This is a genomic window from Streptomyces sp. NPDC026522, from assembly GCF_055567555.1.
On the sequence record NZ_JBVHQF010000002.1, the window covers coordinates 775,270 to 798,843 of the forward strand.

Sequence of the window (23,574 nt, forward strand, 5' to 3'; positions counted from 1 at the left end):
GACCGCTCTGTGTAAATCGTTGATCACATAGCGGACTAACCCGCTGGCGGGGCCCGCTTCGGGCGGGCGCCGAACTGGGTCAATCAGCCGTTACCGGGACATCCGGACCTTAAATGGGCAGGTGCCCTGCTACCCGGACCGTCGATCCGCCCTCCTCGCCGGTGCCGCGGTCGCCGCCGGTGCCCTCACCGCCGCCTGTGGAACCAAGGTGGCGCCCCGGGCGCCCGCCCCCGCCGCCCCGACCCCGGCCGGACCCGCCCCTGCGGCGGCCGCCCCGGGCCCGCGCCGGTTCGCCGGCCAGCCCGTCGAGATCGGCCACGGCTCCCGCGACCGCCCGCGCGTCGCCCTCACCTTCCACGGCAACGGCGACCCCGCGACCGGGCGCGCCGTCCTCGCCGAGGCGGAGCGGGCGGGCGCGCGCGTCACCGTACTCGCGATCGGCACCTGGCTCGACGAGCACCCCGACATGGCCCGCCGCGTCCTCGACGGCGGCCACGAGCTCGGCAACCACACCCAGCGCCACCTCGCGATCAACTCCATGCCGGAGGACGAGGCCTACGCGGAGATCACCGGCTGCGCCCAACGCCTCAAGCGCCTCACCGGCTCGATCGGCACCTGGTTCCGCCCCTCGCAGACCCAGTACGCGACCCCGCTCGTCCAGAAGCTCGCCCAGCGGGCCGGCTACCCGCACGTCCTCTCGTACGACGTGGACTCCCTCGACTTCACCTCGCCCGGCGCCGCGGCCGTCATCCGCAACGTCACCGGGACGATCCACGCCGGATCGGTGGTGAGCCTGCACTTCGGCTACGCGGACACGGTCGACGCGATGCCGCCCCTCCTCGAAGAACTCGCGCGTCGCCAACTGCGCGCGGTGACCACCACGGAGCTGCTGACCCCATGACGACGAATCGCCTTCCCCGGAAGGCCACCGTGCTGCTTGCCGGACTGGTTCTCGCGGCCCTGGCCGGGTGCGGAGCCGGGGGAAAGGGCGCGACCGAGGCGCTCGGCTCCAAGGGGCCCGCCCGGCCGGCCAAAGCGGAGCCCGCGGCGCCGCCCGGACTGGCCGGAATGCCACCGGTACTCGACCCCCACGACGTCTACGCGGCCGACCGGCCGAACCAGCTGTCCCCGGTCGTCAAGAACTTCCCGTCCCGCGTCTACGTACCGAACACCGGCTCCAACACCGTGTCCGTGATCGACCCGAAGACCTACAAGGTCATCGACACCATCCCGGTCGGCATCCAGCCCCAGCACGTGGTGCCGTCCTGGGACATGAAGACCCTGTGGGTCAACAACAACCGCGGCCACACGCTCACCCCCATCAACCCGGCCACCGGGGAGGCGGGTGACCCCGTCGAGGTGCACGACCCGTACAACCTGTACTTCACCCCCAACGGCAAGTACGCGGTCGTGATGGCCTCGATGGACCGCGAGCTGGTCTTCCGCGACCCGCACACCATGAACCGGGTGAAGACCGTCCCGGTGACCTGTTACGGCGTCAACCACGCGGACTTCTCCCTCGACGGCCGCTACTTCATCGTGAGCTGCGAGTTCTCCGGCGAACTGCTCAAGGTCGACACCGAGAAGATGGAGATCGTCGGCCAGCAGAAGCTGCCCTTCGAAGGCGCCATGCCGCAGGACGTCAAGGTCTCGCCCGACGGCAAGACCTTCTACGTCGCCGACATGATGGCGCACGGCATGTGGGTGCTCAGCGGCGACAAGTTCGGCACGCCGAAGCTGCTCCCCACCGGAAAGGGCTGCCACGGTCTGTACGTCAGCCGCGACTCCAAGGAGATGTACATCTCCAACCGGGGCGAGGGCAGCATCTCCGTCTTCGACTTCAAGGCGAACAAGCTCACCAAGAAGTGGGAGCTCCCGGACGGCGGCAGCCCCGACATGGGCGGCGTCTCCGCCGACGGCAAGGTGCTGTGGCTCTCGGGCCGCTACAACTCGGAGGTGTACGCGATCGACACGGCCACCGGCGAGGAACTGGCCAAGATCCCGGTCGGCTCCGGCCCCCACGGCCTCGCCGTCTACCCCCAGCCCGGCCGCTACTCGCTCGGCCACACCGGCATCTTCCGGTAGGGGCGGCGACGGCGCGGCGGTGTCCCGGGAGCTCGCACAGCTCCCGGGACACCGCCGGTTCCCGTCCGCCTACGCCGCAGGCGTCACCAGGCGACCGGAAGCCGTTCGGGCAGCCGCTTGATGAAGCCCGTACGCCAGACGAGGTTCTCGGCCGGCACCGCGAGCCGCAGCTCCGGCAGCCGCTCCACCAGCACCTCCAGGGCGATCTCCGCGTGCACCCGGCCCAGCGCGGACGCCGGGCAGAAGTGCCGCCCGGCGCCGAAGGCCAGATGGGCGTTGGTGCTCTGCCGCTCCAGGTTCAGCTCCTGCGGGTCCTCGAAGGCCTCCGGGTCGAAGTTGGCCCCCTCCAGCAGGACGAGGACCAGCTCGCCCTCCTTCACCAGTACGTCCCCCACCTGCACGTCGGCCAGGGCGATGCGCGGCAGGCCGTCCCCGACGGACAGGTTCCAGCGCAGCAGCTCGTCCACCGCCGCGCCCATCCGGTCCGGGTGCGCGCGCAGGTACCCGATCAGTTCCGGACGCTGGAGCAGCGCGAGGACCGCGAGCACCAGGAACGCGGACGTGGACACCGCCCCCGCCCCGAACAGCGAGACGGCGACCGTCGCGAACATCTCGTCGGTCAGGTGCGCCGACTCCGGGTCGGCCTCCTTCAGGCCGGCGAAGGTGCCGAGGAGCCCCGTACGCTCCTCGGCCGGCAGCGCCAGCTGGACGTTCAGCTGCCCGACGAAGTAGCCGACGTCCTTGTACCAGTTCAGTGCCGAGTCGGCGAACGGCTCGCGTGCGGTCATGAACGCGACGTCCAGCCCGGACATCAGCCGGCGGTGGTCCTCGAAGGGAACGCCCAGCACCTGACAGTGCAGCGCCGCCGAGAAGGGGTCGGCGAACCCCGCCCGGAGGTCCGCCGGACCGCCCTCTGCCACGATCCGGTCGATCAGCTCGCCCGCCTTGGCGCGCAGCCGGTCCCGCAGGCCCGGCTGGCGCGGGTTGAGCGCCTTCATCACCGCGTTGCGCAGTCCGGCGCTGTTGATGTTGCCCATGTTGTTGACGACCTCGGGCGGGATCGTCAGCGCGTACTGGCGCGGGACACCGGGGTTCGCGGTGTCCTTCAGGCTGAACCGCTCGTCCTCCAGCACCTGCTTGGCCAGCGCGTAACTGCTCACCAGCCAGGCCGGGTCCCCGGTCAGGGTGCGGACCTTGGCGACCGGCGCCTTCTCCCGCAGCCAGGTGCACTCCTCGGGGAGCACGTCACCGCGCCGCGACAGCGGGAAGTCGAGGAGGGCCTCACCGTTCCCGACGCCCGGCCGGCTCTCCCGGCCCTCAAGCTGCTCGGCGCTCATCGGCGGTCCCTTCGGTCGGTGCGTGGTGCGCGGCTCTCGCGTGGCGCTCGGTGCTCGCGTCGTTCTCGGCCGCCGGGTGCGGGGCGGCCTCCGCGGCCTCCGGACGTACGACGGCGTACGCCTGGTTGCGGGTCGCGCGCAGGCCCCCACCGCGCGCGAAGAGGACATCCGTCATCGGCATCTTGACGTGATAGGCCGCCACCGAGGACGGCACGTCGAGAATGCTCGGGGTGTCCACGAAGAACGGCAGCTCCGCCGCCATGTAGTCGAAACAGACCTGCAACTGGCCGTCGGTGATGGATTCACCTTCCGGCAACTTTGAGCCGACAAAGTGTAGGGCCATTTCCTCGCAGCCCTTACGGAACTCGTCATCGGTTTCCAGGAAATGCAGAACCCGCCGGTGCAGTAGTTGGTACACGGGGTTCGACTCGAACTCCGAAAGTGCCCTCACTCGTATCTCGGCGTGCGTGGATCCGGACTCCTCGACACCTTTGAGAATCCTTCGCCGCACTGCCTTGATCTCCTTCGCGGCGCGCTTCTCCGCGTGTTCCCGGGTGTAGCCGAAGGCGGCGAACATCCGGTCCACGTGGCGGTCCGCGTAGACGAAGTCGACCTGCGCGAAGCGGGTCGTCGCCCATCGGGCAAGACTGCTGATGCGCTCGGAGCTGAAGTAGCTGTTGCCGGGACTCACTCCGATGAGCACATGGTCGCCGTCTTCCCAGATATGGCGGCAGGTGCGGGTGAAGGGCAGAACTTCGAATGATGCGTCAGCTGTGATCGTCACCTGTGATCGCCCTTTATGCCGCTTGTCCCTGGGAGCCCTGCGCTCCTGGTGTGGCGGCAATGCCGGTACGTTATGCCGTGATCCCGGAGCGTGACAAGTGGGGGCCGGATCTGTTGGCTGGAATTATCACTTCCGGCTGCCGGAGGAGGAATTGAATTTATATCTGCCGGCCGAACGGGACCCGGCGTCGGCCGGGCCCGCCGGGGGCGCTACCCTGAGCCGTCAACAAGCACCGAGAAGGGGTGGACCCAGTGGCGGACATCGAGAGCGCGCGGGCGACGTTCGGCAAGTTCGACGCGGACGGCGACGGCTTCGTCACGGCCGACGAGTACAGCGCGGCCATGAAGGCCATGGGTGACGCGTACGTCACCGGCGCCGTCGCGGACGCCGTCATCGCCGCCAAGGACGCGAACGGCGACGGCCTGCTGAGCTTCGACGAGTTCTGGAACGCCCTGAACAAGTAGCGCACGCCGGGCGGGGCCGCGTCACGCGGGCGGCCCCGTCATGTCCTCGACCTCGGCCAGCGCCTCCTCCAGCCAGCGCAGCCAGAACGTCTCCAGGCCGATCCCGCCGCGCAGCACGAGCCGGCGCAGCCGGTCCTCGTCGGAGTCCCGCCCCGGCGGGAAGTCCTTCGCCTCGATGGCCTCGTACTCCGCCAGCTGCCCCCGGTGCAGTTCCAGATGCCGCCGCAGCTCCCCGGCCAGCCCCTGCGGGCCGACGACGCCGGCCGCCCGCATCCGCAGCAGCAGGGGATCCCGGATCGCCTTCGGGTCCTGGCTCCCGCCGACCCACCGCGCCAGCTCCGCGCTGCCGGCGGGCAGCACCTCGTACTCCTTCTTCTGGCCGCGTACGGGCACCTCGCTGGGCAGCGCCCGGATCAGCCCGGCCTCTTCCAGCCGCCCGAGCTCGCGGTAGATCTGCTGGTGCGTCGCGGACCAGAAGTACCCGATCGACTTGTCGAACCGCCGGGTCAGCTCCAGCCCCGACGAGGGCTTTTCGAGCAGGGCGGTGAGGATGGCGTGCGGGAGCGACATGAGCTCATCCTAGGTTCGCGGCGCCGGCCGCCGACGGTGCCGAGCCAGGTCAGGCCGGGGCGGGCCGGGCCGGGTCAGGACGGCGCCTGGGCCCAGGCGGCCAGCGCCTCCGGGGTCCTTGGGCCCGGCGCGTCCCCCGCCAGCAGGTCCCGCGCCCGCAGGAAGGCCGCCACCGCCGGGGACCACGCCTGGCGCAGCCCCGCCGACGCCAGCAGCTCCGGGTCCGCCAGCAGGGCCGCCGCCGGGCCGACGCGGATGCCCGCCGGGGTGAGGACGGCCGCGTCGTCGGCCCAGCGCACCGCGAGGTCCACGTCGTGCGTGGCCATCACCACCGTCGTACCGTTCGCGCGCAGGCCCGCCAGCACGTCCAGCAGCCGCTCCTGCCCGTCCGGATCCAGTCCGGCCGTCGGCTCGTCCAGGATCAGCACCCGCGGCGCCATCGCCACCGCGCCCGCGATCGCCGCCCGCTTGCGCTGCCCGTACGAGAGCAGGTGCGTCGGCCGGTCCCGCAGGGCGGTGATATCCAGCGCGGTGAGCGCCGAGTCGACCCGGGCGCGTACCTCGGCCGGGCCCAGGCCCATGTTCATCGGGCCGAAGGACACGTCCTGTTCGACCGACGCCGCGAACAGCTGGTCGTCCGGGTCCTGGACGACCAGCTGCACGCAGCCGCGCAGCCGGGTCAGCCCCGCCCGGTCGTAGGTCACCGGCGCGCCGTCCAGCCGCAGTTCGCCCGGACCCGGCCGAAGGCTCCCGCTCAGCAGCCGCATCAGCGTGGTCTTGCCGCTGCCGTTGCGGCCCAGCAGGACCAGCGCCCGGCCCTCCGCGATCGCGAAGTCCGCGCCGGACAGCACCGCCGGCCCGTCCTCGTACGCGTAGCCCGCGCCCACCAGTTCCACCAACGGGTTCACAGGTACAGCCCCTTCAAGGTGAGAGTGACGGCAACCAGCGCGCCCAGCAGGGCCGCCGACGCCGCCAGGAACCGCCACGACAGCGCCGCCCCGGGCACCAGCACCCGCAGCGCCCCGTCGTAGCCGCGCCCGGCCAGCCCCTCCTGGAGCCGCGCCGCGCGGTCGAAGGCCCGTACGAACGAGGTCGCGGCGAGCCCGGCCAGCGAACGCCACAGCGCCGCCCGGCCGGTGTGCCCGAGCCGGGCCGCCTGCGCCCGGTGCACCTGGGCCACCGAGTCGAGCAGCAGGAACCCGATCCGGTACATGACCAGGGCCACGTCCACCACCGGGGCCGGGACGCCCGCCCGCACCAGCCGGGGCAGTACGTCCGACACCGGGGTGGTGAAGGCGAACAGCAGCACCCCGAGCGAAGCCGCCGACGTGCGCAGCAGCAGCTCCGCCGCGTGCCGGGGGCCGTCCGGGGCCAGGGAGACCGGCCCCGCCGGGCCGCCGACCGCGAACAGCAGCGGCAGCGCCCCGGTGAAGCAGAAGCCCAGCGGGATCCGGAAGGCCCGCCACAGCTGCCGTCCGGCCACCCCGGCCGGACCGAGCAGCACGGCCAGCGTCGCCGCCGCGACCAGCGGCCCGCCGGGCCAGGGCGGCAGGCCGACGGCGGTGACGGTGAGCCCGAGCCCCAGCAGCGCCTTCTCCAGCGGGTGGCGGTGGCGCCAGCGGCTGCCGTGCGCCGCCACGTCGATGGGCAGCACCGGCTAGGACTCCGTCGGGGGCGCCGGCGGATCCTGTGGGCCGCGCGCCTGGGCGAGGCCCTGGCGGCGGCCCTTGCGCAGGCCGAAGTAGTAGGCGAGCACGCCCGCACCGAGGGCCGCCTGGAGGGCGAACAGCGCCGACTCGATCTCCGCGGACGGGGGTTCGTACAGCGGCGAGAACCACGGCTTGTAGTCCGGCCGGATCTCGGTGATCGCCGACTCGGCCTGGTTGTCGGCCCCGGCGAACGGCTCTTCCTTGCCCTCGCCCATGCCCAGCGCGACCGGCAGCACGGCGAGCGCGGCCACCAGGAGCAGCAGCAGCGCGTTGATCTTCGTGTTCTTGCTCGCGCCGCTCATCGGGCCGCCGCCTCCTGCTCGGTGCGGGTGGTGCGGGCCGTCAGCCCGGCGACACCCAGCCGGACCAGGTCCGACTTGCTGGACTGCATCAGCAGCCGCATGACGAGTACGGTCAGCAGCCCCTCGCTGACGGCCAGCGGGATCTGCGTGACCGCGAAGATCCCGCCGAACTTGGCGAGCGCGCCGAGGAAGCCGCTCGCCGGGTCGGGAAAGGCCAGGGCCAGCTGCACACTGGTCACGCAGTAGGTGACGAGGTCGGCGAAGAACGCGCCGAAGAAGACGGTCACCATCAGCGGTACGCCGAACCGCTTGAGCAGCCGGTAGACGCCGTAGCCCGCCCACGGCCCGGCGATCGCCATCGAGAAGGCGTTCGCGCCGAGCGTGGTCAGCCCGCCGTGGGCCAGCAGCAGGGCCTGGAACAGCAGGGTGATGGTCCCGAGCACCGTCATCACCGGCGGCCGGAACAGGATCGCGCCGAGCCCCGTTCCGGTGGGGTGGGAACAACTGCCGGTGACCGAAGGTATCTTGAGCGCCGACAGGACGAAGGTGAACGCCCCCGACGCACCGAGCAGCAGCGTGCTCTCCGGGTTGGCCTTCACCTCCCGGGTCAGGGCGCGGACACCGTGGACGACGAAGGGGGCGGCCGCGACGCCCCAGGCGGCCGCGTGCAACGGGGGCAGGAAGCCCTCGGCGATATGCATGAGTGGGGAGACCTCTCCAGCACCTCGTGGATGGACAACGCGCCCCGGCCGGTCTCCTGGCTCACGGGTACTGATGCCCTGGCTCCGCCTTCCCGGGCCGAGCGGTCTCCCGCGCGGGCCCAGTGGCGTCCCGCGGTGGGGGCACCTCCCGGACGGAGTCTGGGGGAGAATGGAGCCGGACTTCCCGATCACAGTGGCGAGGGCCGCACCGGTTTTCCACCGGTTTCCCGAACACCAAGGCCCCATGACCCTAGTCGGCCGCCCGGACGGGTCACAACCCGGCCCTTCCGGGCGCGCCCGCTGGCGGCCGCGTCCGCCGGGACGCAGGGTGGCGGGGTGGCCGACGACTCCCGTTCCGCGCAGACCCCCCACTACGGCGACCTGAGCGCCCTCTACGTGAACTGCACGCTCAAACGGTCCCCCGAGACCAGCAACACCGAGGGCCTGATCTCCCGGAGCCGCGCGGTGATGGAGGCCGCCGGGGCCCGGACCGCGCTCGTCCGCGCCGTCGACCACGACATCGCCACCGGTGTCTGGCCCGACATGACCGAGCACGGCTGGGAGAGCGACGAGTGGCCCGTCCTGTACAGCCGGATCATGGACGCCGACATCCTGGTGCTGTGCGGCCCGATCTGGCTCGGGGACAACAGCTCCGTGATGAAGCAGGTCATCGAGCGGCTCTACGCCTGCTCCTCGCTGCTGAACGAGCGGGGCCAGTACGCCTATTACGGCCGGGTCGGCGGGGCGCTCATCACCGGCAACGAGGACGGCGTCAAGCACTGCGCCATGAACGTCCTCTACAGCCTCCAGCACCTCGGGTACGCGATCCCGCCGCAGGCCGACGCCGGGTGGATCGGCGAGGCCGGGCCGGGTCCCTCGTACCTGGACCCCGGCTCGGGCGGCCCCGAGAACGACTTCACCAACCGGAACACGACCTTCATGAGCTGGAACCTCATGCACCTGGCCGCCCTCCTGAAACGGGCGGGCGGCATTCCGGCGCACGGCAACCAGCGCTCGGAGTGGGACGCCGGGTGCCGCTTCGACTTCCCGAACCCCGAGCACCGGTAGCGCGGGGCGGTCAGCAGGTGGCCGGGTGCGGGAAGTCCAGGACGAACCGCTCCGGGGCGTGCAGCACGCCGGTGTTGTAGGCGGGCGGGGTGTCGAAGGCGGCGCCGAAGGTGACGTACCCCTCGAAGTCGCCGGTCAGGGCCATGCCCTTGAGCTTGCTGAGGGCGATCTGCTGGAGCTTGGGCCCCACGTAGACGTTCTTGCCGGTGTCGTCGTGCCCGGCGGCGGGGTGCAGCCTGATCTCCAGGAAGTACTTCCCCGGCAGCGGGACGGGCTTGCCCGACCCGTCGTAGACCAGCTGGGAGACGGGCGTGACGGTGACCGGCGGGGCGGCTCCCTGGAGGTCGATGACGAGCCGGTCGTAGGTGCAGTGCCCGCCCCAGCGGGCGTTGGTGACCAGCGTGGTGGTGGCGGCGGAGGCCGGCGCGGCGAGCGCGACCCCGGCGGTGAGCAGGGCGCCGGCGAGCAGCGCGGTGATCTGGCGGCGACGTACGCGATGCATGACGTCCCCCCGATTCTGAGAGACGGGGACAGGGCTGACACTCCTGAGGACACCCGGAGCGCCACCGCGGTTGCACGGATCCCCGGTGCCGCGGCGCCGTTCCTGGCAGGGTGACGGCGTGGACATGGACCGTGCGACAGGGGAGCACCGGATGCGCCGTCTCAGCCGTCACACCCGTCACACCCGCCGGCACCGCCTCCGGCCTCGTGCCGTGGTCGCCGCGGCCCTCGTCCTCGCGGCCACCGCGTGCGGGGGCGGCGGCGACCAGGAGGTCTCCCAGGAGGGCAAGGGCGGCTACCCGTGGGTCGCCACCGACGAGATATGCAACGCGCTGCCGTACGGCAAGCTGGCCGACCCGCTCGGGGCCCGCGAGGACGTGGCCGACCGCACGCGCAGGACCACCGGGGGCTACCCGGGGGCGAAGTGCGTCCAGCAGCTCGTCGACACCGGCCCGGCGGCCTACCGGGGCGCCAAGGTAGAGCTCGACTTCGCCTACGTGCCGGGCGTCGACGAGGCGAAGGCGGTCTTCGGCAAGGTGCGGGACGACGCGGGCAAGGACTCGGGGGGCGGCGCCGCGACCGACGTCAAGGGCGTGGGCAAGGAGGCGTACCGCCTCCTCTACACCAAGCCGGACGACCCGCACCAGGTCCGCCAGCTGCGGGTGCGGGACAGCAACCTCATGCTGGAGGTCACGGTCACCGGCGAGGCGCGCCAGGCCCCCACGCCGGAGAGCCTCAAGGCGCTGGACGACTCGGTGAACGACTTCGCCAAGGGCTGCCTGACCGCCATCCGCAGGAAGTAGCGCGAGCAGGCGGGAGGGCCGGCCGCGCACGCGCGGCCGGCCCTCCCGCCTGCTCCCTCCGGCTGCCGTCAGCGGCGCCGGAGCCGGCTCAGCACTCGATGACGTTGACCGCGAGGCCGCCGCGGGCGGTCTCCTTGTACTTGACCTTCATGTCGGCGCCGGTCTCCTTCATGGTCTTGATGACCTTGTCCAGGGAGACCTTGTGCGAGCCGTCGCCGCGCATCGCCATCCGGGCCGCGGTGACGGCCTTGACCGCCGCCATGCCGTTGCGCTCGATGCAGGGGATCTGGACCAGGCCGCCGACCGGGTCACAGGTGAGGCCGAGGTTGTGTTCCATGCCGATCTCGGCGGCGTTCTCGACCTGCTCCGGGGAGCCGCCCAGGACCTCGGCGAGGGCGCCGGCCGCCATCGAACAGGCCGAGCCGACCTCGCCCTGGCAGCCGACCTCGGCGCCGGAGATCGAGGCGTTCTCCTTGAACAGCATGCCGATCGCGCTCGCCGCGAGGAGGAACCGCACCACGCCGTCCTCGTCGGCGCCCGGCACGAAGTTCATGTAGTAGTGCAGTACCGCCGGGATGATTCCCGCCGCGCCGTTCGTCGGGGCCGTGACCACCCGGCCGCCCGCCGCGTTCTCCTCGTTCACGGCCATCGCGTAGAGCGTGATCCACTCCATCGAGAGCGCCTGCGGGTCGCCCTCGGAGCGCAGCTTGCGGGCGGTGGTCGCCGCGCGGCGCTTGACGCGCAGGCCGCCCGGGAGGATGCCCTCGCGGGACATGCCGCGCGCCACGCAGGCCTGCATCACGCGCCAGATCTCCAGGAGGCCCGCGCGGATCTCCTCCTCGGTGCGCCAGGCCTTCTCGTTCTCCAGCATCAGCGCGGAGATCGACAGGCCCGTCTCGCGGGTGAGGCGCAGCATCTCGTCGCCGCTGCGGAACGGGTACTTCAAGACCGTGTCGTCGAGCTTGATCCGGTCCTCGCCGACCGCGTCCTCGTCCACGACGAAACCGCCGCCGACCGAGTAGTACGTCTTCTCCAGCAGCGGGGCGCCGGCGGCGTCGTACGCGAACAGCGTCATGCCGTTCGCGTGGTAGGGCAGCGACCGGCGGCGGTGCAGGATGAGCTGGCTCGGCTCGTCGAAGGCGATCTCGTGGGCCTCGCCTATCTCGGCGCCCATCAGGCGCAGCCGGCCGCTCCGGCGGATGCGCTCGACCTCGGCGTCGGCGTTCTCCACGTCGACCGTGCGGGGCGAGTGGCCCTCCAGGCCGAGCAGGACCGCCTTGGGGGTGCCGTGGCCGTGGCCGGTGGCGCCGAGCGAGCCGAAGAGCTCCGCGCGGACGGAAGCCGTCTGGGCGAGGACGCCGTCCTTCTTCAGGCGGGTCACGAACATGCGCGCCGCCCGCATCGGGCCGACCGTGTGGGAGGAGGAGGGACCGATGCCGATGGAGAAGAGGTCGAAGACGGAGATGGCCACGGTGGCGAGACTCCCTTGTCTGCTCGTGGGTGGGAGAGGGGCACAGGAGAGCGGGTTGATCAGCCGGAGGTGATCAGGGAGGTTTGTTCGGATTTTGTCCGACAGCCGAGCTTAACGCGACGAGGTGAACGACCCCCCTGCCCGGAAGGGCCACAAGGGGAAGCCGGGGTGTGCGTCGGCTCACATCCGGGTCCGCACCGCGCGGAGCGATCAGGCGTGCAAAGGGGCCCGGGCCTGTGGGTACAGGCACCGGGCCCCGCCCGGCCGCGTCAGAGCGTCGGGTACAGCGGGAACTTCGCCGCGAGCGCGGAGACGCGCGCCTTGAGGGCCGCGCTGTCGTACTCCGGCTTGAGCGCCTGCGCGATGATCTCGGCGACCTCGGTGAAGGCCTCGGCGTCGAAACCGCGGGTCGCCAGGGCCGGCGTGCCGATCCGCAGACCCGAGGTGACCATCGGTGGCCGCGGGTCGTTCGGGATGGCGTTGCGGTTGACCGTGATGCCGACCTCGTGGAGGCGGTCCTCGGCCTGCTGGCCGTCCAGCTCCGAGTTGCGCAGGTCGACCAGGACCAGGTGCACGTCGGTGCCGCCGGTCAGGACGTCCACGCCCACGGCCTTGACGTCGTCCTGGACCAGCCGCGCGGCGAGGATCTTCGCACCCTCCAGGGTGCGCTCCTGGCGCTCCTTGAACTCGGGCGACGCGGCGACCTTGAACGAGACGGCCTTGGCCGCGATCACGTGCTCCAGCGGGCCGCCCTGCTGACCGGGGAAGACCGCGGAGTTGATCTTCTTCGCCAGCTCCTGCGTCGACAGGATGACACCGCCGCGCGGACCGCCGAGGGTCTTGTGCGTGGTGGTGGTGACGACGTGGGCGTGCGGGACCGGGTTCGGGTGCAGACCCGCGGCGACCAGGCCGGCGAAGTGCGCCATGTCGACCATCAGGTACGCGCCGACCTCGTCCGCGATGCGGCGGAAGGCGGCGAAGTCCAGCTGGCGCGGGTAGGCGGACCAGCCGGCGACGATCAGCTGCGGCTTGGACTCCTTGGCGAGGCGCTCGACCTCGGCCATGTCGACCTGGCCGGTCTCGTCCACGTGGTACGGGACCACGTTGTAGAGCTTGCCGGAGAAGTTGATCTTCATGCCGTGGGTCAGGTGACCGCCGTGGGCCAGGTTCAGACCCATGATGGTGTCGCCCGGCTTGAGCAGCGCGAACATGGCGGCCGCGTTCGCCTGGGCACCGGAGTGCGGCTGCACGTTCGCGGCCTCGGCGCCGAAGAGCGCCTTGATCCGGTCGATGGCGATCTGCTCGACCACGTCGACGTGCTCGCAGCCGCCGTAGTAGCGGCGGCCGGGGTAGCCCTCGGCGTACTTGTTGGTCAGGACCGAGCCCTGGGCCTCCATGACGGCGACCGGAGCGAAGTTCTCCGACGCGATCATTTCCAGGGTCGACTGCTGGCGCACGAGCTCGGCGTCGACGGCGGCGGCGACGTCGGGGTCGAGTTCGTGGAGAGGGGTGTTCAGTACGGACATCAGGAGTCCCCGGGGGTCAGTTGTCGGAGTGGGTGAACGCGGCGTAGTCGTCGGCGGAGAGCAGGTCGGCCGGCTCCTCCGTGACGCGCACCTTGAACAGCCAGCCGTCGGTGAACGGGGCCGAGTTCACCAGCGCCGGGTCTTCCACGACGTCCTGATTGGCCTCGACGACCTCACCGGAGACGGGGGAGTACAGGTCGCTGACCGACTTGGTCGACTCCAGCTCACCACAGGTCTCGCCCGCGGTCACCGTGTCGCCGACGGCGGGGAGCTGGGCGTAGACGACGTCACCGAGCGCGTTGGCCGCGAACTCCGTGATGCCGACCGTCGAGACGCCGTCCTCGGCGCTCGACAGCCACTCGTGCTCCTTGCTGAAACGCAGCTGCTGGGGGTTGCTCATGACCTGATTCTCCTGGATGCGGGGGAGTGGATACGAACGGTGGTCTCGGGTACTGGGACAGCGCGGTACGGCCGCCGTACGGGGCTCCGTGCGGCGGTGACGCGGTACGCGGCCGGAGCGGGACTACTTCTGCCGCTTGTAGAACGGCAGCGCCACGACCTCGTACGGCTCATGCGTACCGCGAATGTCCACGCCGACGCCGGAGGTGCCGGGCGCGGCGTACGCCGCGTCCACGTACGCCATCGCGATCGGCTTGCCCAGCGTCGGCGACGGGGCACCGGAGGTGACCTCGCCGATCACCTTGCCGTCGGCGACGACCGGGAAACCGGCGCGCGGGACCCGGCGGCCCTCGGCGATCAGGCCGACCAGCTTGCGCGGCGGATTGGTGGCGGCGCGCTCGGCGGCGGCCTCCAGGGCGGCGCGGCCGACGAAGTCGCCCTCCTTCTCGAACTTCACGACCCGGCCCAGACCCGCGTCGAACGGGGTCAGGGAGGTGGTCAGCTCGTGCCCGTACAGGGGCATGCCCGCCTCCAGGCGCAGCGTGTCCCGGCAGGAGAGCCCGGCCGGGACCAGGCCGGCGCCCTCGCCGGCCTTCGTCAGCGCCTGCCACAGCTCCACGGCGTGCTCGGGGGCGACGAACAGCTCGAAGCCGTCCTCGCCGGTGTAGCCCGTACGCGCGATCAGCGCGGGGACGCCGGCGACCGTGCCGGGCAGGCCGGCGTAGTACTTGAGCCCGTCCAGGTCGGCGTCGGTGAGGGAGGCCAGGATGCCGGGGGATTCCGGACCCTGGACGGCGATCAGCGCGTACGCGTCACGGTCGTCGCGGACCTGGGTGTCGAAGCCGGCGGCGCGCTCGGTCAGGGCATCCAGGACGACCTGCGCGTTGGAGGCGTTCGCGACGACCATGAACTCGCTCTCGCCGAGGCGGTAGACGATCAGGTCGTCGATGATCCCGCCGTCCTCCTGGCAGATGTGCGTGTAGCGGGCGCGGCCGACGCCGACGGTGGAGATGTTGCCGACCAGCGCGTGGTCCAGGGCCTTGACGGCCTCGGGGCCGGTCAGGGTGATCTCGCCCATGTGGGACAGGTCGAAGAGACCGGCCTTCGTGCGCACGGCGTTGTGCTCGTCGCGCTCACTGGCGTAGCGCAGCGGCATGTCCCAGCCCGCGAAGTCGGTCATGGTCGCACCGAGCGAGCGGTGCAGCGCGTCGAGCGCGGTCAGGCGGGGGGCAGTGCTCATGGGTGTGGCTCCCGGGTCCCAGGGCATGACATGACGAGGACGGTCCTCCCCATCTGTCATCGGAACCTGAGAGGTTCGCCGAGAGTTCCCGCACCGGGCGGGCGCGTCATCGGCTTGCACCTTGGGTGGAGCTGTCGAGCAGCCCGCTTTTCAGATCTGCCTCATCCACGCGGTACGGGGCCTGAGAGATTCAAGGGAGGAACTTGCTCCTTCGGCGCCCGGGCACGGCCTTGCGGCCTGCCGGGACTCTCCCGCGCGGATTCAAGCGGCCGGTATGCAGTTGGTGTCCAGATGGCGCACATCATTGCACGAGGCGGGCGGGTGTGGGCGGGGCGGGCCCGAAAGTCCGTGCGGAACCGAGCGGGGCTCCAGCGGGCGGGGCGGAACCGGGTGGACCGGATTACCGTCTCTTTACATTCAGTGGGCACGGTCCCGGGGCCCCGGGCCCGGGCCCAGGGTCCGGTTCGGGGGAGGCGATCACTGTGCGGAGGTTCGGAATGCCGGCGTTCACGGGGACCCTTGAGGGCGTTCCGGCGCAGCGGCGGGCGGCCGCGCCGGTGGAGCCGGGGCGGGTGCGGGACCTGCGGGGGGCGGGGGCCCGGGGGCCGAGGTGGCTCGGCTTCGGCGAGGGGGACATCGTGGTGGTGTCCGGTCTGCCCGGGGGCGGCAAGAGCACGCTGATCAAGCGGGCGGCGGGGGTCGGGGCGATCGACTCGCAGGACACGCGGGAGCGGTGGGAGCGGCGGTTGCCGGGGGCGCTGCCGTACGCCGCGTACCGGCCGGTGGTGCGGGCGGCGCACTACTGGGGGCTGTGGCGGGTGGTGCGGTCGGGGGCGTCGGTGGTGGTGCACGACTGCGGGAGCCAGGCGTGGGTGCGGTGGCTCCTGGCGGGGGCGGCGCGGCGGCGCGGCCGGGCGCTGCACCTGGTGCTGCTGGACACCACCGCGGAGGAGGCGCTGGCCGGGCAGGCGGAGCGGGGGCGGCGGGTGTCGGCGTACGCGTTCACCCGCCACCGGGCGGCGGTTGCCCGCCTGCTCCGCGCGGCGGAAGCGGGCCGGCCGCCGGCGGGGTGCGCGTCGGTCACCCTCCTCGACCGCCCCGCCGCTGCCGCGGTCACCCACATCCACTTCCCCTGACGGGGGCGCCGGCGTTTGCGGCGCGGGTCAAACCCAGCCTCGCCGGCGTTTGCGGCGCGGGTCCGGCACAACCCGGCCTCGCCGGCGTTTGCGGCGCGGGTCCGGCACATCCAGCCTCGCCGGCGTTTGAGGCGCGGGGTCTGGGGCGGAGCCCCAGGAAACCCGGCTCCGCCGGGCACCGGGCTCCCCCCCGGACCCTCTCCCAGACTCCGTCCGGGGGGACCCCCACTCAAACGCCGGCGAGGCCGGATGTGCCGGGCCGGACCGAACCCGCCCGGGGCGACCCCGGGTGTGGGGGGACGGAGGGACGGAATAGGGTCGGCACAGGAGCGCGGAGCGAGTGGTGGAGGCGGCAGATGCACGGCGGCGGGTGGCCCGACAACGAGCTGGAGCACGTGCTCGGCGCAGCCCTGGGGCAGGCCGACGCCGGCGCCCGGATCCTGGAGGTGCTCGGCCGCAGCCACGTCTGGGTGCCGCTGCCCGCCGGCGGCAGCCCCGCGCACACCGCCCTCAACCTCCCGACCATGCTCATCGGCGGCGACGCCTACGTCCCCGTCTACAGCTCCGAGGCCCAGTTCCGCGTCTGCGCCGGCCCCGCCATGGACTTCGCCGTCGCCCCCGCCGTCGAGTTCGCCCGCGGCCTGCCCCCGCAGCTCGGCATCGCGCTCAACCCCGAGGGCGCGGTCGGCGTACCGCTCCCCCCGCCCGCCGTCGCGGAACTCTGCCGCACCGGCCGCACCCCCCTCGACGGCCCCGCCACCGGCGGCCGGGTCCGCCTCTTCGAGCCCGACTGGCAGGACGACCCGGTCGACTTCCTCGCCGCCGCCGCCGAGGAGTTCCGCGCCATCGGCGTGGTCGCCGCCGCGCACCGCTGCCTCGCCAGCGTCGAGGGCGGGGCACCCCAGCTGTACATCGGTGTCCGGCTGCTGGGATGGGATCCCGAGGCGCGGAACGCCCCGCTGGAGGCCCTCGGCCGGGCCCTGACCCGCGTACCACCGCCCTGGCCCGTGCAGTTGATCCTCCTCGATGCCGCCCAGGACCCGGTCGTCGACCACATCCGTGAGCGCGTACGCCCCTTCTACCTCCCCTAGGGCCGCTTAAGCTGGGGCCGATACGCGTGGATGACGGGCGGACGAAGAGGGGTACCGGGTGAGTGCGTCAGGCACGGCCGCGGCCGGGCAGGTCGAGCACATGCTGCGCCAGGTGACTCCCGGGCGCTATGAGAGCTACGAGTCGCTCCTGCACGCCCTCGCCGAGGGCCGCCTGTGGATGCTGCTCTGGCAGGGGCAGCCGGGATCCCCGGACGCCCAGTACGGCGGCATGGAGGTCGACGGCCTGGGCTACGCGCCCTGCGTGACCTCCCCGCAGGAGCTGGCCGCCAGCGGCTGGAACCGCGGCTACGAGGTGGTCACCGGCCGGGACATCGCCCGCGCCCTGTACCCGGACCGCTGGGGCCTGTGGCTCAACCCGCACGCCCAGGGCGGCGGCCTCGGCCTCCCCTGGGCCGACCTGCGCCGGATCGCGACCGGCCTCGACCGGATGCCGGCCGGTCCGCTGCGGCTGTCCGAGCCGGCCCTGGAGCTCCCGCAGTTCTACGGGCTGCTGACCCAGCACGCGCACCGTACGCCCGCCGTCCGCTCGCTCCGCCGCGCCTGGGTGCAGCCCTCGCTGGGGTCGGCGTACCTCGCGGTGGGGCTGGACCTGTACGACGCCTCCGCGCCCGCGCTGGAATCCGTACGCGAGATGATGCGGCAGTCGGTCGGGGCGGTCCCCGAGGGCGTACCGGTCTGCACCGTCGCGCTCGCGGACGAGCACGATCCGGTGGCGATGTGGCTGCGTTCGCAGACCCGTCCGTTCTACGACCGCGAGGGCCAGGCCCCCTCCTACTAGGCCCGGCCCGGGCTCCGCCGCACCGGAAGGGGCCCCTCCGCCACCTGCCCGTGTTTTGAGACAGCGATAACGAGCCATTTCGAGGCCGCCGGAACCCAGCGTTCCCGGCGGCCTTCGCCTTGTCCGGATTCCGCCGCTCTTGTGACCCGGAAAAGCGCACCCCTCTTGCGAGTTGGGGTACATGTCCGTTTGCGTACCGAACGGACGGTCTTGCTCCGCTCAGGTGTGAGTGAAGTCCGGATAACGGGAATCGGGGCGTCAGATCACGGTTGCGCATCCATTCAACTGCGGGTCTGGCGGCTGGTCGAGCGCCCGATGAAGACTCCCCACCCAAGAGCCGCTCAGTCCTCCCGAACCCGGCTCGGCACGTGTTCCGACCCGTGGTCCCGTACCGCGGTTTCCGCAGCACTTCCCGCACTTCCTGCACCTCAACACGCGTTCAGCGTGTCCCACGCACTCCGAGCGCCACTCCGCACCAACGCCGCCACAGCGGCGGGCATGGGCCGGCACACCCGTCGGCCGAGAGGGGTCCCCACCACGATGACGGCACCACTGCACGACACGAGCGCGGAGACGCCCGCACCCGTGTCCGTAGCCGACGTCCCTGCCAAGGCCATCGAAGGCCGCTCGCCCGGCCGCATCGCCTGGATGCGGCTCAAGCGCGACAAGGTCGCGCTGACCGGCGGCGTGGTCGTGATCTTCCTGATCCTGGTGGCGGTCTTCGCACCGCAGATCGTGAGCCTGCTGGGCCACCCGCCCAACGAGTTCCACGAGGACCTGATCGATCCCGACCTCGGCACGCCGATCGGTTCCTTCGGCGGCGCGAGTTCCGACTTCCTGCTGGGCGTCGAACCCACCAACGGCCGCGACGTGTTCAGCCGGATCGTCTACGGCGCCCGCATCTCCCTGATCGTCGCCTTCCTGGCGGCCTTCGTCTCGGTCGTCATCGGCAGCCTGCTGGGCGCGCTCGCCGGCTTCCTCGGCGGCTGGGTCGACAGCCTGATCAGCCGCCTGATGGACCTGCTGCTGGCCTTCCCGCAGCTGCTGTTCACCATCGCGCTCGTCTCCGTCGTGCCCAACAGCCTGCTGGGGCTGGAGGGTTCGAGCGTCCGCATGGCGGTCCTGATCCTCGTGATCGGCTTCTTCGGGTGGCCCTACATCGGCCGCATCGTCCGCGGCCAGACGATGTCCCTGCGGGAGCGCGAGTACGTGGAGGCGGCCCGCAGCCTCGGCGCGGGCCGCGGGTACATCCTGATCAAGGAACTGCTGCCGAACCTGGTCGCGCCGATCCTCGTCTACTCGACGCTGATCATCCCGACCAACATCCTGACGGAAGCGGCCCTCAGCTTCCTCGGCGCCGGCGTCAAACCGCCCACCGCCTCCTGGGGAAAGATGCTGTCCGACGCCATCCCCATCTACCAGGACGACCCCATGTACATGGTGGTCCCCGGTATCACGATCTTCATCACCGTCCTGGCGTTCAACCTCTTCGGGGACGGGCTGCGCGACGCACTCGACCCCAAGGGCAGCTGAACCGCTCTTTCGATTCACCCACCTATGGAGGTTGGACAACCGTGATCCGCAGAAAGCAGGCACTCGCGATCACCGCCGTGATCGCCGCCCTGTCGCTGACCGCCGCGTGCGGTGGCGACGACACCAAGAAGTCGGAGGGCGACAAGGGCGACAAGGGGTACAGCGGTGCTGCCACCGGTGTCGTGAACGCCTCCGACACCAAGGGCGGCGAGCTCAAGCTCTGGTCCCCCCAGGACGTCGACTTCCTCGACCCGGCGCGTGCCTACTACGGCTTCGTGTGGAACATGCAGCGCCTCTTCATACGCCAGCTCTACGCGTACGACAGCAAGCCGGGCGCCGCGGGCACCAAGCTGGTCCCGGACCTCGCCGACGGCGAGCCGGTCCTGAGCAACGACGGCAAGACGTACACCGTCAAGATCAAGGACGGCGTGAAGTTCGAGGACGGCGCGCCGATCACCTCGAAGGACTTCAAGTACGGCATCGAGCGCGTCTTCGCGCAGGACGTGCTGGCCGGCGGTCCGACGTACCTGATCGACCAGCTCGACCAGGGCCAGAAGTACGAGGGTCCCTACAAGGACACCGACCCCGACAAGATGGGCCTGAAGTCCGTCCAGACGCCGGACGACCACACCATCGTCTTCAACCTGGCGAGTGCGAACTCCGACTTCAAGTACCTGCTCGCCATGCCGTCCTCCTCGCCCGTTCCGGCGGGCAAGGACACGGGTGCCACGTACACCAACAAGCCCGTCTCCACCGGCCCGTACAAGGTCGAGAGCTTCGCCTCCGGCAAGGGCGCGACCTTCGTCCGCAACGAGAACTGGGACCCGAAGACCGACACGGTCCGCAAGGGCCTGCCGGACAAGGTCACCTTCACGGTCACCACCAACCCGGACGACATGGACCAGCGCCTGCTCTCCGGCGACATCGACCTCGCCGTCGACGGCACCGGTGTCCAACAGGCCGCGAAGAACAAGATCCTCAAGGACCCGAACCTCAAGAAGAACGCGGACAACCCGTTCACGGGCTACATCCGCTACTTCGCCTTCCCGCAGACGGTCGCGCCGTTCGACAACGTCGAGTGCCGCAAGGCCGTCATCTACGCGGCCGACCCGAAGTCGCTGCAGAACGCCCGCGGCGGCCCGACCAGCGGTGACCTCGGCGCGAACATGCTGCCGCCCGGTGTCCCCGGCGCCGACAAGTCCTACGACCCGTGGAACCTGACCGCGGGCAAGCCGCAGGAGGACAAGGCGAAGGCCGCCCTCAAGGCGTGCGGCAAGCCCGACGGGTTCGAGACCACCATCGCGGTCCGCAACAACAAGGCCCCCGAGGTCAAGTCCGCCGAGTCGCTCCAGGCCGCGCTCGCCAAGGTCGGCATCAAGGCGACGATCGACCAGTACGACGGCAAGCTCTCCTCCTCCACCATCGGTTCGCCCGAGAACGTGAAGAAGAAGAACTACGGAATCATCGTCATGGGCTGGGGCGCCGACTACAACTCCGGCGCGGGCTTCCTCCAGCCGCTGGTCGACGGTTCGTTCATCGCCCAGACCGGCAACAACAACTACACGATGCTCGACGACCCCGAGGTCAACGGGCTGTTCGACAAGGCCGCCGCGGCGTCCACGCCGGAGGCCGCCGCGCCGTTCTACACCGACATCAACAAGAAGGTCATGGAGAAGGCGCTCTACCTGCCGATCAACTTCGACAAGGCGCTGGTCTACCACAACCCGCGGCTGACGAACGTCTACTTCAACGACTCCATGGGCAAGATCGACCTCGCGGTCGTCGGCGTCGCCAAGTAGCCGTCAGGACACCAGCAGGTCAGCAAGTACGTAAGTAAGTGCCTTCACCGCACGTGCGCTAGTCCGAAGGGCAGGTGAAGGCCGCAGGCGGCGGTCGTCGTCCCCACGAGGGGCGGCGACCGCCCGCCCCGGGCGGCCGACTGCAGTGCTCGTCTACCTCATACGGCGGCTGTTCAACGTCGCCGCCACGCTGCTGGTGGTCTCCGTGGTCACCTTCGGCATCTTCTTCGCGGTCCCGAAACTGACCGGCAGCGATCCCGCGCTCATGTACGCCGGCCGCGAGACCAACCCGACCGCCCTGGCGGGCATCCGCGTGAAGATGGGCTTCGACAAACCCATCTCCGAGCAGTACTGGGTGTTCCTCAAGGGCATCTTCGTCGGCCGCGACTACGACGCCGGCACCGAGGTCACGCACTGTGCGGCGCCGTGCTTCGGCTACTCCTTCAAGAGCGAGGCCCCCGTCTGGGAGACCATGCTTGACCGCATGCCGGTCACCCTCTCGCTCGCCCTCGGCGCGGCCGTGATCTGGGTGATCGCCGGTGTGGCCACCGGAGTGGTCTCCGCGCTCAAACGCAGGACCGCCATCGACCGGACCGTGATGATCGGAGCGCTCGCCGGCGTCTCCCTGCCGATCTTCTTCACCGGCATGGTGGCCCCCGCGATCTTCGTCTACGGCCTCGGCTGGCTGGACGTGTCCAACTACAAACCCCTGACCGAGGATCCACTGGCCTGGCTCAACAGCCTGATCCTGCCCTGGGTCACCCTGGCCTTCCTGTTCGCCGCCACCTACGCCCGCATCACCCGCGCCACCATGCTGGAGGTCCTCGGCGAGGACTACATCCGCACGGCCCGCGCGAAGGGCCTCAAGGAGGGCGTGGTCATCCGCAAGCACGCCCTGCGCTCCACGCTCACCCCGGTCGTCACGATGTTCGGCCTCGACCTCGGCGGTCTCCTCGGCGGCGCCGTGCTCACCGAGACGACCTTCAACTTCCAGGGGCTGGGGACGGCGGCCGTCGCCGCCATCAGCCAGGGCGACCTGCCCGTCATCATGGGCGTGACCCTGCTCGCCGCGCTGTTCGTGGTCCTGGCCAACCTGATCGTGGACCTGCTGTACGCCGTCATCGACCCGCGCGTGAGGCTGACGTGACCGACAACCCCTCCGGCTCCGGCGGACCCGTGTTCGTACCCGAGCAGGCGAAGCCAGAATCCCGCGCCGCGGCGTCGTCCTTCCTTTCCGTGCGCGACCTCCAGGTCCACTTCCCGACCGACGACGGGCTGGTCAAGTCCGTCGACGGACTCTCCTTCGACCTCGAACGCGGCAAGACGCTCGGCATCGTCGGCGAGTCCGGCTCGGGCAAGTCCGTCACCTCGCTGGCCATCATGGGCCTGCACCGCACCGGCCAGGCCCGCAGCCGCCCGCACATCTCCGGCGAGGTCGTGCTCGACGGCGAGGACCTGGTCCGGGCCGACGCCGACCACGTGCGCAAGCTCCGCGGCCGGAAGATGGCGATGGTCTTCCAGGACCCGCTGTCCGCGATGCACCCGTACTACTCGGTCGGCAAGCAGATCGTCGAGGCGTACCGGACCCACAACGACGTCGACAAGAAGGCGGCCCGCACCCGCGCCGTCGAGATGCTCGACCGCGTGGGCATCCCGGAACCCCACCGGCGGGTCGACGCCTACCCGCACGAGTTCTCCGGCGGCATGCGCCAGCGCGCGATGATCGCGATGGCGCTGGTCAACAACCCCGAACTGCTCATCGCGGACGAGCCCACGACCGCCCTGGACGTCACCGTCCAGGCGCAGATCCTGGACCTGATCCGGGACCTGCAGAAGGAGTTCGGCTCCGCCGTCATCATGATCACCCACGACCTCGGCGTGGTCGCCGAGATGGCCGACGACATCCTCGTGATGTACGGCGGCCGGTGCGTCGAGCGCGGCACCGCCGAGAAGGTCTTCTACCAGCCCCGCCACCCCTACACCTGGGGCCTGCTCGGCTCCATGCCGCGCATCGACCGCGACCAGACCGAGCGCCTGATCCCGGTCAAGGGCTCCCCGCCCAGCCTCATCAACATCCCGAGCGGCTGCGCCTTCAACCCCCGGTGCCCCTACGCCGACGTACCCAAGGGCGGCATCACCCGCACCCAGCGCCCGGAGCTGACCCAGGACGACGGCCGGCACTGGTCCGCCTGCCACATGTCGCAGGAGGAGCGGACCCGGATCTGGACCGAAGAGATTGCGCCGAAGCTGTGAGCG

Annotated in this window: 24 protein-coding genes and 2 riboswitches; of the genes, 12 read left to right on the top strand and 12 right to left on the bottom strand. The window is 71.0% G+C overall.

Annotated features, from left to right (window positions below; genetic code table 11):
* Window positions 1-121 precede the first annotated feature (121 nt).
* Both ACZ4M3_RS08120 and ACZ4M3_RS08125 read left to right on the top strand, forming a co-directional pair.
* Window positions 122-901 carry a polysaccharide deacetylase family protein gene (locus ACZ4M3_RS08120; RefSeq protein WP_467730752.1) on the top strand — a complete coding sequence of 260 codons (780 nt, stop codon included), beginning with the start codon at window positions 122-124 and terminating at the stop codon, window positions 899-901.
* Window positions 898-2,085, top strand: coding sequence for a YncE family protein (locus tag ACZ4M3_RS08125; RefSeq protein WP_467730753.1), 1,188 nt, complete (start codon window positions 898-900; stop codon window positions 2,083-2,085). The genes ACZ4M3_RS08120 and ACZ4M3_RS08125 overlap by 4 nt, the downstream gene beginning before the upstream one ends.
* Window positions 2,086-2,168: 83 nt before the next feature.
* Here ACZ4M3_RS08125 and ACZ4M3_RS08130 read toward each other — a convergent pair whose 3' ends face one another.
* Window positions 2,169-3,422: a cytochrome P450 gene (locus ACZ4M3_RS08130; RefSeq protein ID WP_467730754.1), complete on the bottom strand. Its 1,254-nt coding sequence runs from the start codon at window positions 3,420-3,422 to the stop codon at window positions 2,169-2,171.
* The gene (locus ACZ4M3_RS08135) at window positions 3,403-4,206 is read right to left on the bottom strand and encodes a tRNA-dependent cyclodipeptide synthase (protein ID WP_467730755.1); all 804 of its coding nucleotides are present in this window, start codon (window positions 4,204-4,206) and stop codon (window positions 3,403-3,405) included. Before ACZ4M3_RS08135 ends, ACZ4M3_RS08130 begins: the two co-directional genes overlap by 20 nt.
* A gap of 251 nt (window positions 4,207-4,457) precedes the next feature.
* On the opposite strand from ACZ4M3_RS08135, the gene ACZ4M3_RS08140 reads away from it, so the two are divergent.
* The gene (locus tag ACZ4M3_RS08140) at window positions 4,458-4,670 is read left to right on the top strand and encodes an EF-hand domain-containing protein (RefSeq protein WP_190183507.1); all 213 of its coding nucleotides are present in this window, start codon (window positions 4,458-4,460) and stop codon (window positions 4,668-4,670) included.
* Between the two features lie 21 nt (window positions 4,671-4,691).
* Here ACZ4M3_RS08140 and ACZ4M3_RS08145 read toward each other — a convergent pair whose 3' ends face one another.
* The 5 genes from ACZ4M3_RS08145 to ACZ4M3_RS08165 form a co-directional block, all read right to left on the bottom strand.
* The gene (locus tag ACZ4M3_RS08145) at window positions 4,692-5,240 is read right to left on the bottom strand and encodes a PadR family transcriptional regulator (RefSeq protein WP_467730756.1); all 549 of its coding nucleotides are present in this window, start codon (window positions 5,238-5,240) and stop codon (window positions 4,692-4,694) included.
* A gap of 74 nt (window positions 5,241-5,314) precedes the next feature.
* Window positions 5,315-6,148 (bottom strand): ATP-binding cassette domain-containing protein, encoded by an 834-nt coding sequence (locus ACZ4M3_RS08150; protein WP_467730757.1) that lies wholly within the window; start codon window positions 6,146-6,148, stop codon window positions 5,315-5,317.
* On the bottom strand, window positions 6,145-6,894 hold the full coding sequence (gene cbiQ, locus ACZ4M3_RS08155; protein ID WP_467730758.1) for a cobalt ECF transporter T component CbiQ: 750 nt from the start codon (window positions 6,892-6,894) through the stop codon (window positions 6,145-6,147). Before cbiQ ends, ACZ4M3_RS08150 begins: the two co-directional genes overlap by 4 nt.
* Before the next feature lie 3 nt (window positions 6,895-6,897).
* Window positions 6,898-7,251 (bottom strand): energy-coupling factor ABC transporter substrate-binding protein, encoded by a 354-nt coding sequence (locus ACZ4M3_RS08160; protein WP_467730759.1) that lies wholly within the window; start codon window positions 7,249-7,251, stop codon window positions 6,898-6,900.
* On the bottom strand, window positions 7,248-7,952 hold the full coding sequence (locus ACZ4M3_RS08165) for an energy-coupling factor ABC transporter permease (protein WP_467730760.1): 705 nt from the start codon (window positions 7,950-7,952) through the stop codon (window positions 7,248-7,250). Before ACZ4M3_RS08165 ends, ACZ4M3_RS08160 begins: the two co-directional genes overlap by 4 nt.
* Window positions 7,953-7,981: 29 nt before the next feature.
* A riboswitch (cobalamin riboswitch) is annotated at window positions 7,982-8,206 on the bottom strand.
* 82 nt (window positions 8,207-8,288) lie between these two features.
* Here ACZ4M3_RS08165 and ACZ4M3_RS08170 point away from each other — a divergent pair.
* Window positions 8,289-9,020 carry a flavodoxin family protein gene (locus tag ACZ4M3_RS08170; protein ID WP_467730761.1) on the top strand — a complete coding sequence of 244 codons (732 nt, stop codon included), beginning with the start codon at window positions 8,289-8,291 and terminating at the stop codon, window positions 9,018-9,020.
* A 10-nt stretch (window positions 9,021-9,030) separates the two neighbouring features.
* On the opposite strand, the gene ACZ4M3_RS08175 is transcribed toward ACZ4M3_RS08170, so the two are convergent.
* Window positions 9,031-9,522, bottom strand: a complete 492-nt coding sequence (locus ACZ4M3_RS08175; protein WP_467730762.1) for an AMIN-like domain-containing (lipo)protein — start codon at window positions 9,520-9,522, stop codon at window positions 9,031-9,033.
* Window positions 9,523-9,646: 124 nt separating this feature from the next.
* Here ACZ4M3_RS08175 and ACZ4M3_RS08180 point away from each other — a divergent pair, with 124 nt between their 5' ends.
* Entirely contained in the window at window positions 9,647-10,324 is a 678-nt protein-coding gene (locus tag ACZ4M3_RS08180) for a hypothetical protein (RefSeq protein ID WP_467730763.1), read from the top strand.
* An 88-nt stretch (window positions 10,325-10,412) separates the two neighbouring features.
* Here ACZ4M3_RS08180 and ACZ4M3_RS08185 read toward each other — a convergent pair whose 3' ends face one another.
* The 4 genes from ACZ4M3_RS08185 to gcvT all read right to left on the bottom strand — a co-directional run bounded on the left by ACZ4M3_RS08185 (window position 10,413) and on the right by gcvT (window position 14,960).
* A complete protein-coding gene (locus ACZ4M3_RS08185; protein ID WP_467730764.1) occupies window positions 10,413-11,795 on the bottom strand; it encodes an L-serine ammonia-lyase in 1,383 nt (460 codons plus the stop codon).
* A 269-nt stretch (window positions 11,796-12,064) separates the two neighbouring features.
* On the bottom strand, window positions 12,065-13,321 hold the full coding sequence (gene glyA, locus ACZ4M3_RS08190) for a serine hydroxymethyltransferase (RefSeq protein WP_467730765.1): 1,257 nt from the start codon (window positions 13,319-13,321) through the stop codon (window positions 12,065-12,067).
* Window positions 13,322-13,337: 16 nt separating this feature from the next.
* Window positions 13,338-13,721: a glycine cleavage system protein GcvH gene (gcvH, locus tag ACZ4M3_RS08195; RefSeq protein ID WP_467730766.1), complete on the bottom strand. Its 384-nt coding sequence runs from the start codon at window positions 13,719-13,721 to the stop codon at window positions 13,338-13,340.
* Window positions 13,722-13,844: 123 nt separating this feature from the next.
* On the bottom strand, window positions 13,845-14,960 hold the full coding sequence (gene gcvT / locus ACZ4M3_RS08200; protein ID WP_467730767.1) for a glycine cleavage system aminomethyltransferase GcvT: 1,116 nt from the start codon (window positions 14,958-14,960) through the stop codon (window positions 13,845-13,847).
* 160 nt (window positions 14,961-15,120) lie between these two features.
* Window positions 15,121-15,224, bottom strand: a riboswitch (glycine riboswitch).
* Window positions 15,225-15,457: 233 nt separating this feature from the next.
* On the opposite strand from gcvT, the gene ACZ4M3_RS08205 reads away from it, so the two are divergent.
* The 7 genes from ACZ4M3_RS08205 (at window position 15,458) to ACZ4M3_RS08235 (ending at window position 23,571) form a co-directional block, all read left to right on the top strand.
* On the top strand, window positions 15,458-16,096 hold the full coding sequence (locus ACZ4M3_RS08205; protein WP_467730768.1) for an AAA family ATPase: 639 nt from the start codon (window positions 15,458-15,460) through the stop codon (window positions 16,094-16,096).
* 356 nt (window positions 16,097-16,452) lie between these two features.
* Window positions 16,453-17,187: an enhanced serine sensitivity protein SseB gene (locus tag ACZ4M3_RS08210; protein WP_467730769.1), complete on the top strand. Its 735-nt coding sequence runs from the start codon at window positions 16,453-16,455 to the stop codon at window positions 17,185-17,187.
* 58 nt (window positions 17,188-17,245) lie between these two features.
* On the top strand, window positions 17,246-17,986 hold the full coding sequence (locus tag ACZ4M3_RS08215; RefSeq protein ID WP_351384798.1) for an enhanced serine sensitivity protein SseB C-terminal domain-containing protein: 741 nt from the start codon (window positions 17,246-17,248) through the stop codon (window positions 17,984-17,986).
* Window positions 17,987-18,526: 540 nt separating this feature from the next.
* Window positions 18,527-19,519, top strand: a complete 993-nt coding sequence (locus ACZ4M3_RS08220; RefSeq protein ID WP_467730770.1) for an ABC transporter permease — start codon at window positions 18,527-18,529, stop codon at window positions 19,517-19,519.
* A gap of 41 nt (window positions 19,520-19,560) precedes the next feature.
* Window positions 19,561-21,318, top strand: a complete 1,758-nt coding sequence (locus ACZ4M3_RS08225; protein WP_467730771.1) for an ABC transporter substrate-binding protein — start codon at window positions 19,561-19,563, stop codon at window positions 21,316-21,318.
* A 145-nt stretch (window positions 21,319-21,463) separates the two neighbouring features.
* Window positions 21,464-22,465: an ABC transporter permease gene (locus ACZ4M3_RS08230; protein ID WP_329198490.1), complete on the top strand. Its 1,002-nt coding sequence runs from the start codon at window positions 21,464-21,466 to the stop codon at window positions 22,463-22,465.
* Between the two features lie 29 nt (window positions 22,466-22,494).
* Complete coding sequence (locus tag ACZ4M3_RS08235) at window positions 22,495-23,571, top strand: ABC transporter ATP-binding protein (RefSeq protein ID WP_467730841.1); 1,077 nt, start codon at window positions 22,495-22,497, stop codon at window positions 23,569-23,571.
* Window positions 23,572-23,574 lie beyond the last annotated feature (3 nt).

Coding starts and splice junctions, on each gene's coding strand:
- ACZ4M3_RS08205 (WP_467730768.1), top strand. CDS start 15,458: ATGCCGGCGTTCACGGGGACCCTTGAGGGCGTTCCGGCGCAGCGGCGG.
- ACZ4M3_RS08145 (WP_467730756.1), bottom strand. CDS start 5,240: ATGTCGCTCCCGCACGCCATCCTCACCGCCCTGCTCGAAAAGCCCTCG.
- ACZ4M3_RS08130 (WP_467730754.1), bottom strand. CDS start 3,422: ATGAGCGCCGAGCAGCTTGAGGGCCGGGAGAGCCGGCCGGGCGTCGGG.
- gcvH (WP_467730766.1), bottom strand. CDS start 13,721: ATGAGCAACCCCCAGCAGCTGCGTTTCAGCAAGGAGCACGAGTGGCTG.
- ACZ4M3_RS08220 (WP_467730770.1), top strand. CDS start 18,527: ATGACGGCACCACTGCACGACACGAGCGCGGAGACGCCCGCACCCGTG.
- ACZ4M3_RS08180 (WP_467730763.1), top strand. CDS start 9,647: ATGGACCGTGCGACAGGGGAGCACCGGATGCGCCGTCTCAGCCGTCAC.
- glyA (WP_467730765.1), bottom strand. CDS start 13,321: ATGTCCGTACTGAACACCCCTCTCCACGAACTCGACCCCGACGTCGCC.
- ACZ4M3_RS08125 (WP_467730753.1), top strand. CDS start 898: ATGACGACGAATCGCCTTCCCCGGAAGGCCACCGTGCTGCTTGCCGGA.
- ACZ4M3_RS08165 (WP_467730760.1), bottom strand. CDS start 7,952: ATGCATATCGCCGAGGGCTTCCTGCCCCCGTTGCACGCGGCCGCCTGG.
- ACZ4M3_RS08210 (WP_467730769.1), top strand. CDS start 16,453: ATGCACGGCGGCGGGTGGCCCGACAACGAGCTGGAGCACGTGCTCGGC.
- ACZ4M3_RS08175 (WP_467730762.1), bottom strand. CDS start 9,522: ATGCATCGCGTACGTCGCCGCCAGATCACCGCGCTGCTCGCCGGCGCC.
- ACZ4M3_RS08160 (WP_467730759.1), bottom strand. CDS start 7,251: ATGAGCGGCGCGAGCAAGAACACGAAGATCAACGCGCTGCTGCTGCTC.
- gcvT (WP_467730767.1), bottom strand. CDS start 14,960: ATGAGCACTGCCCCCCGCCTGACCGCGCTCGACGCGCTGCACCGCTCG.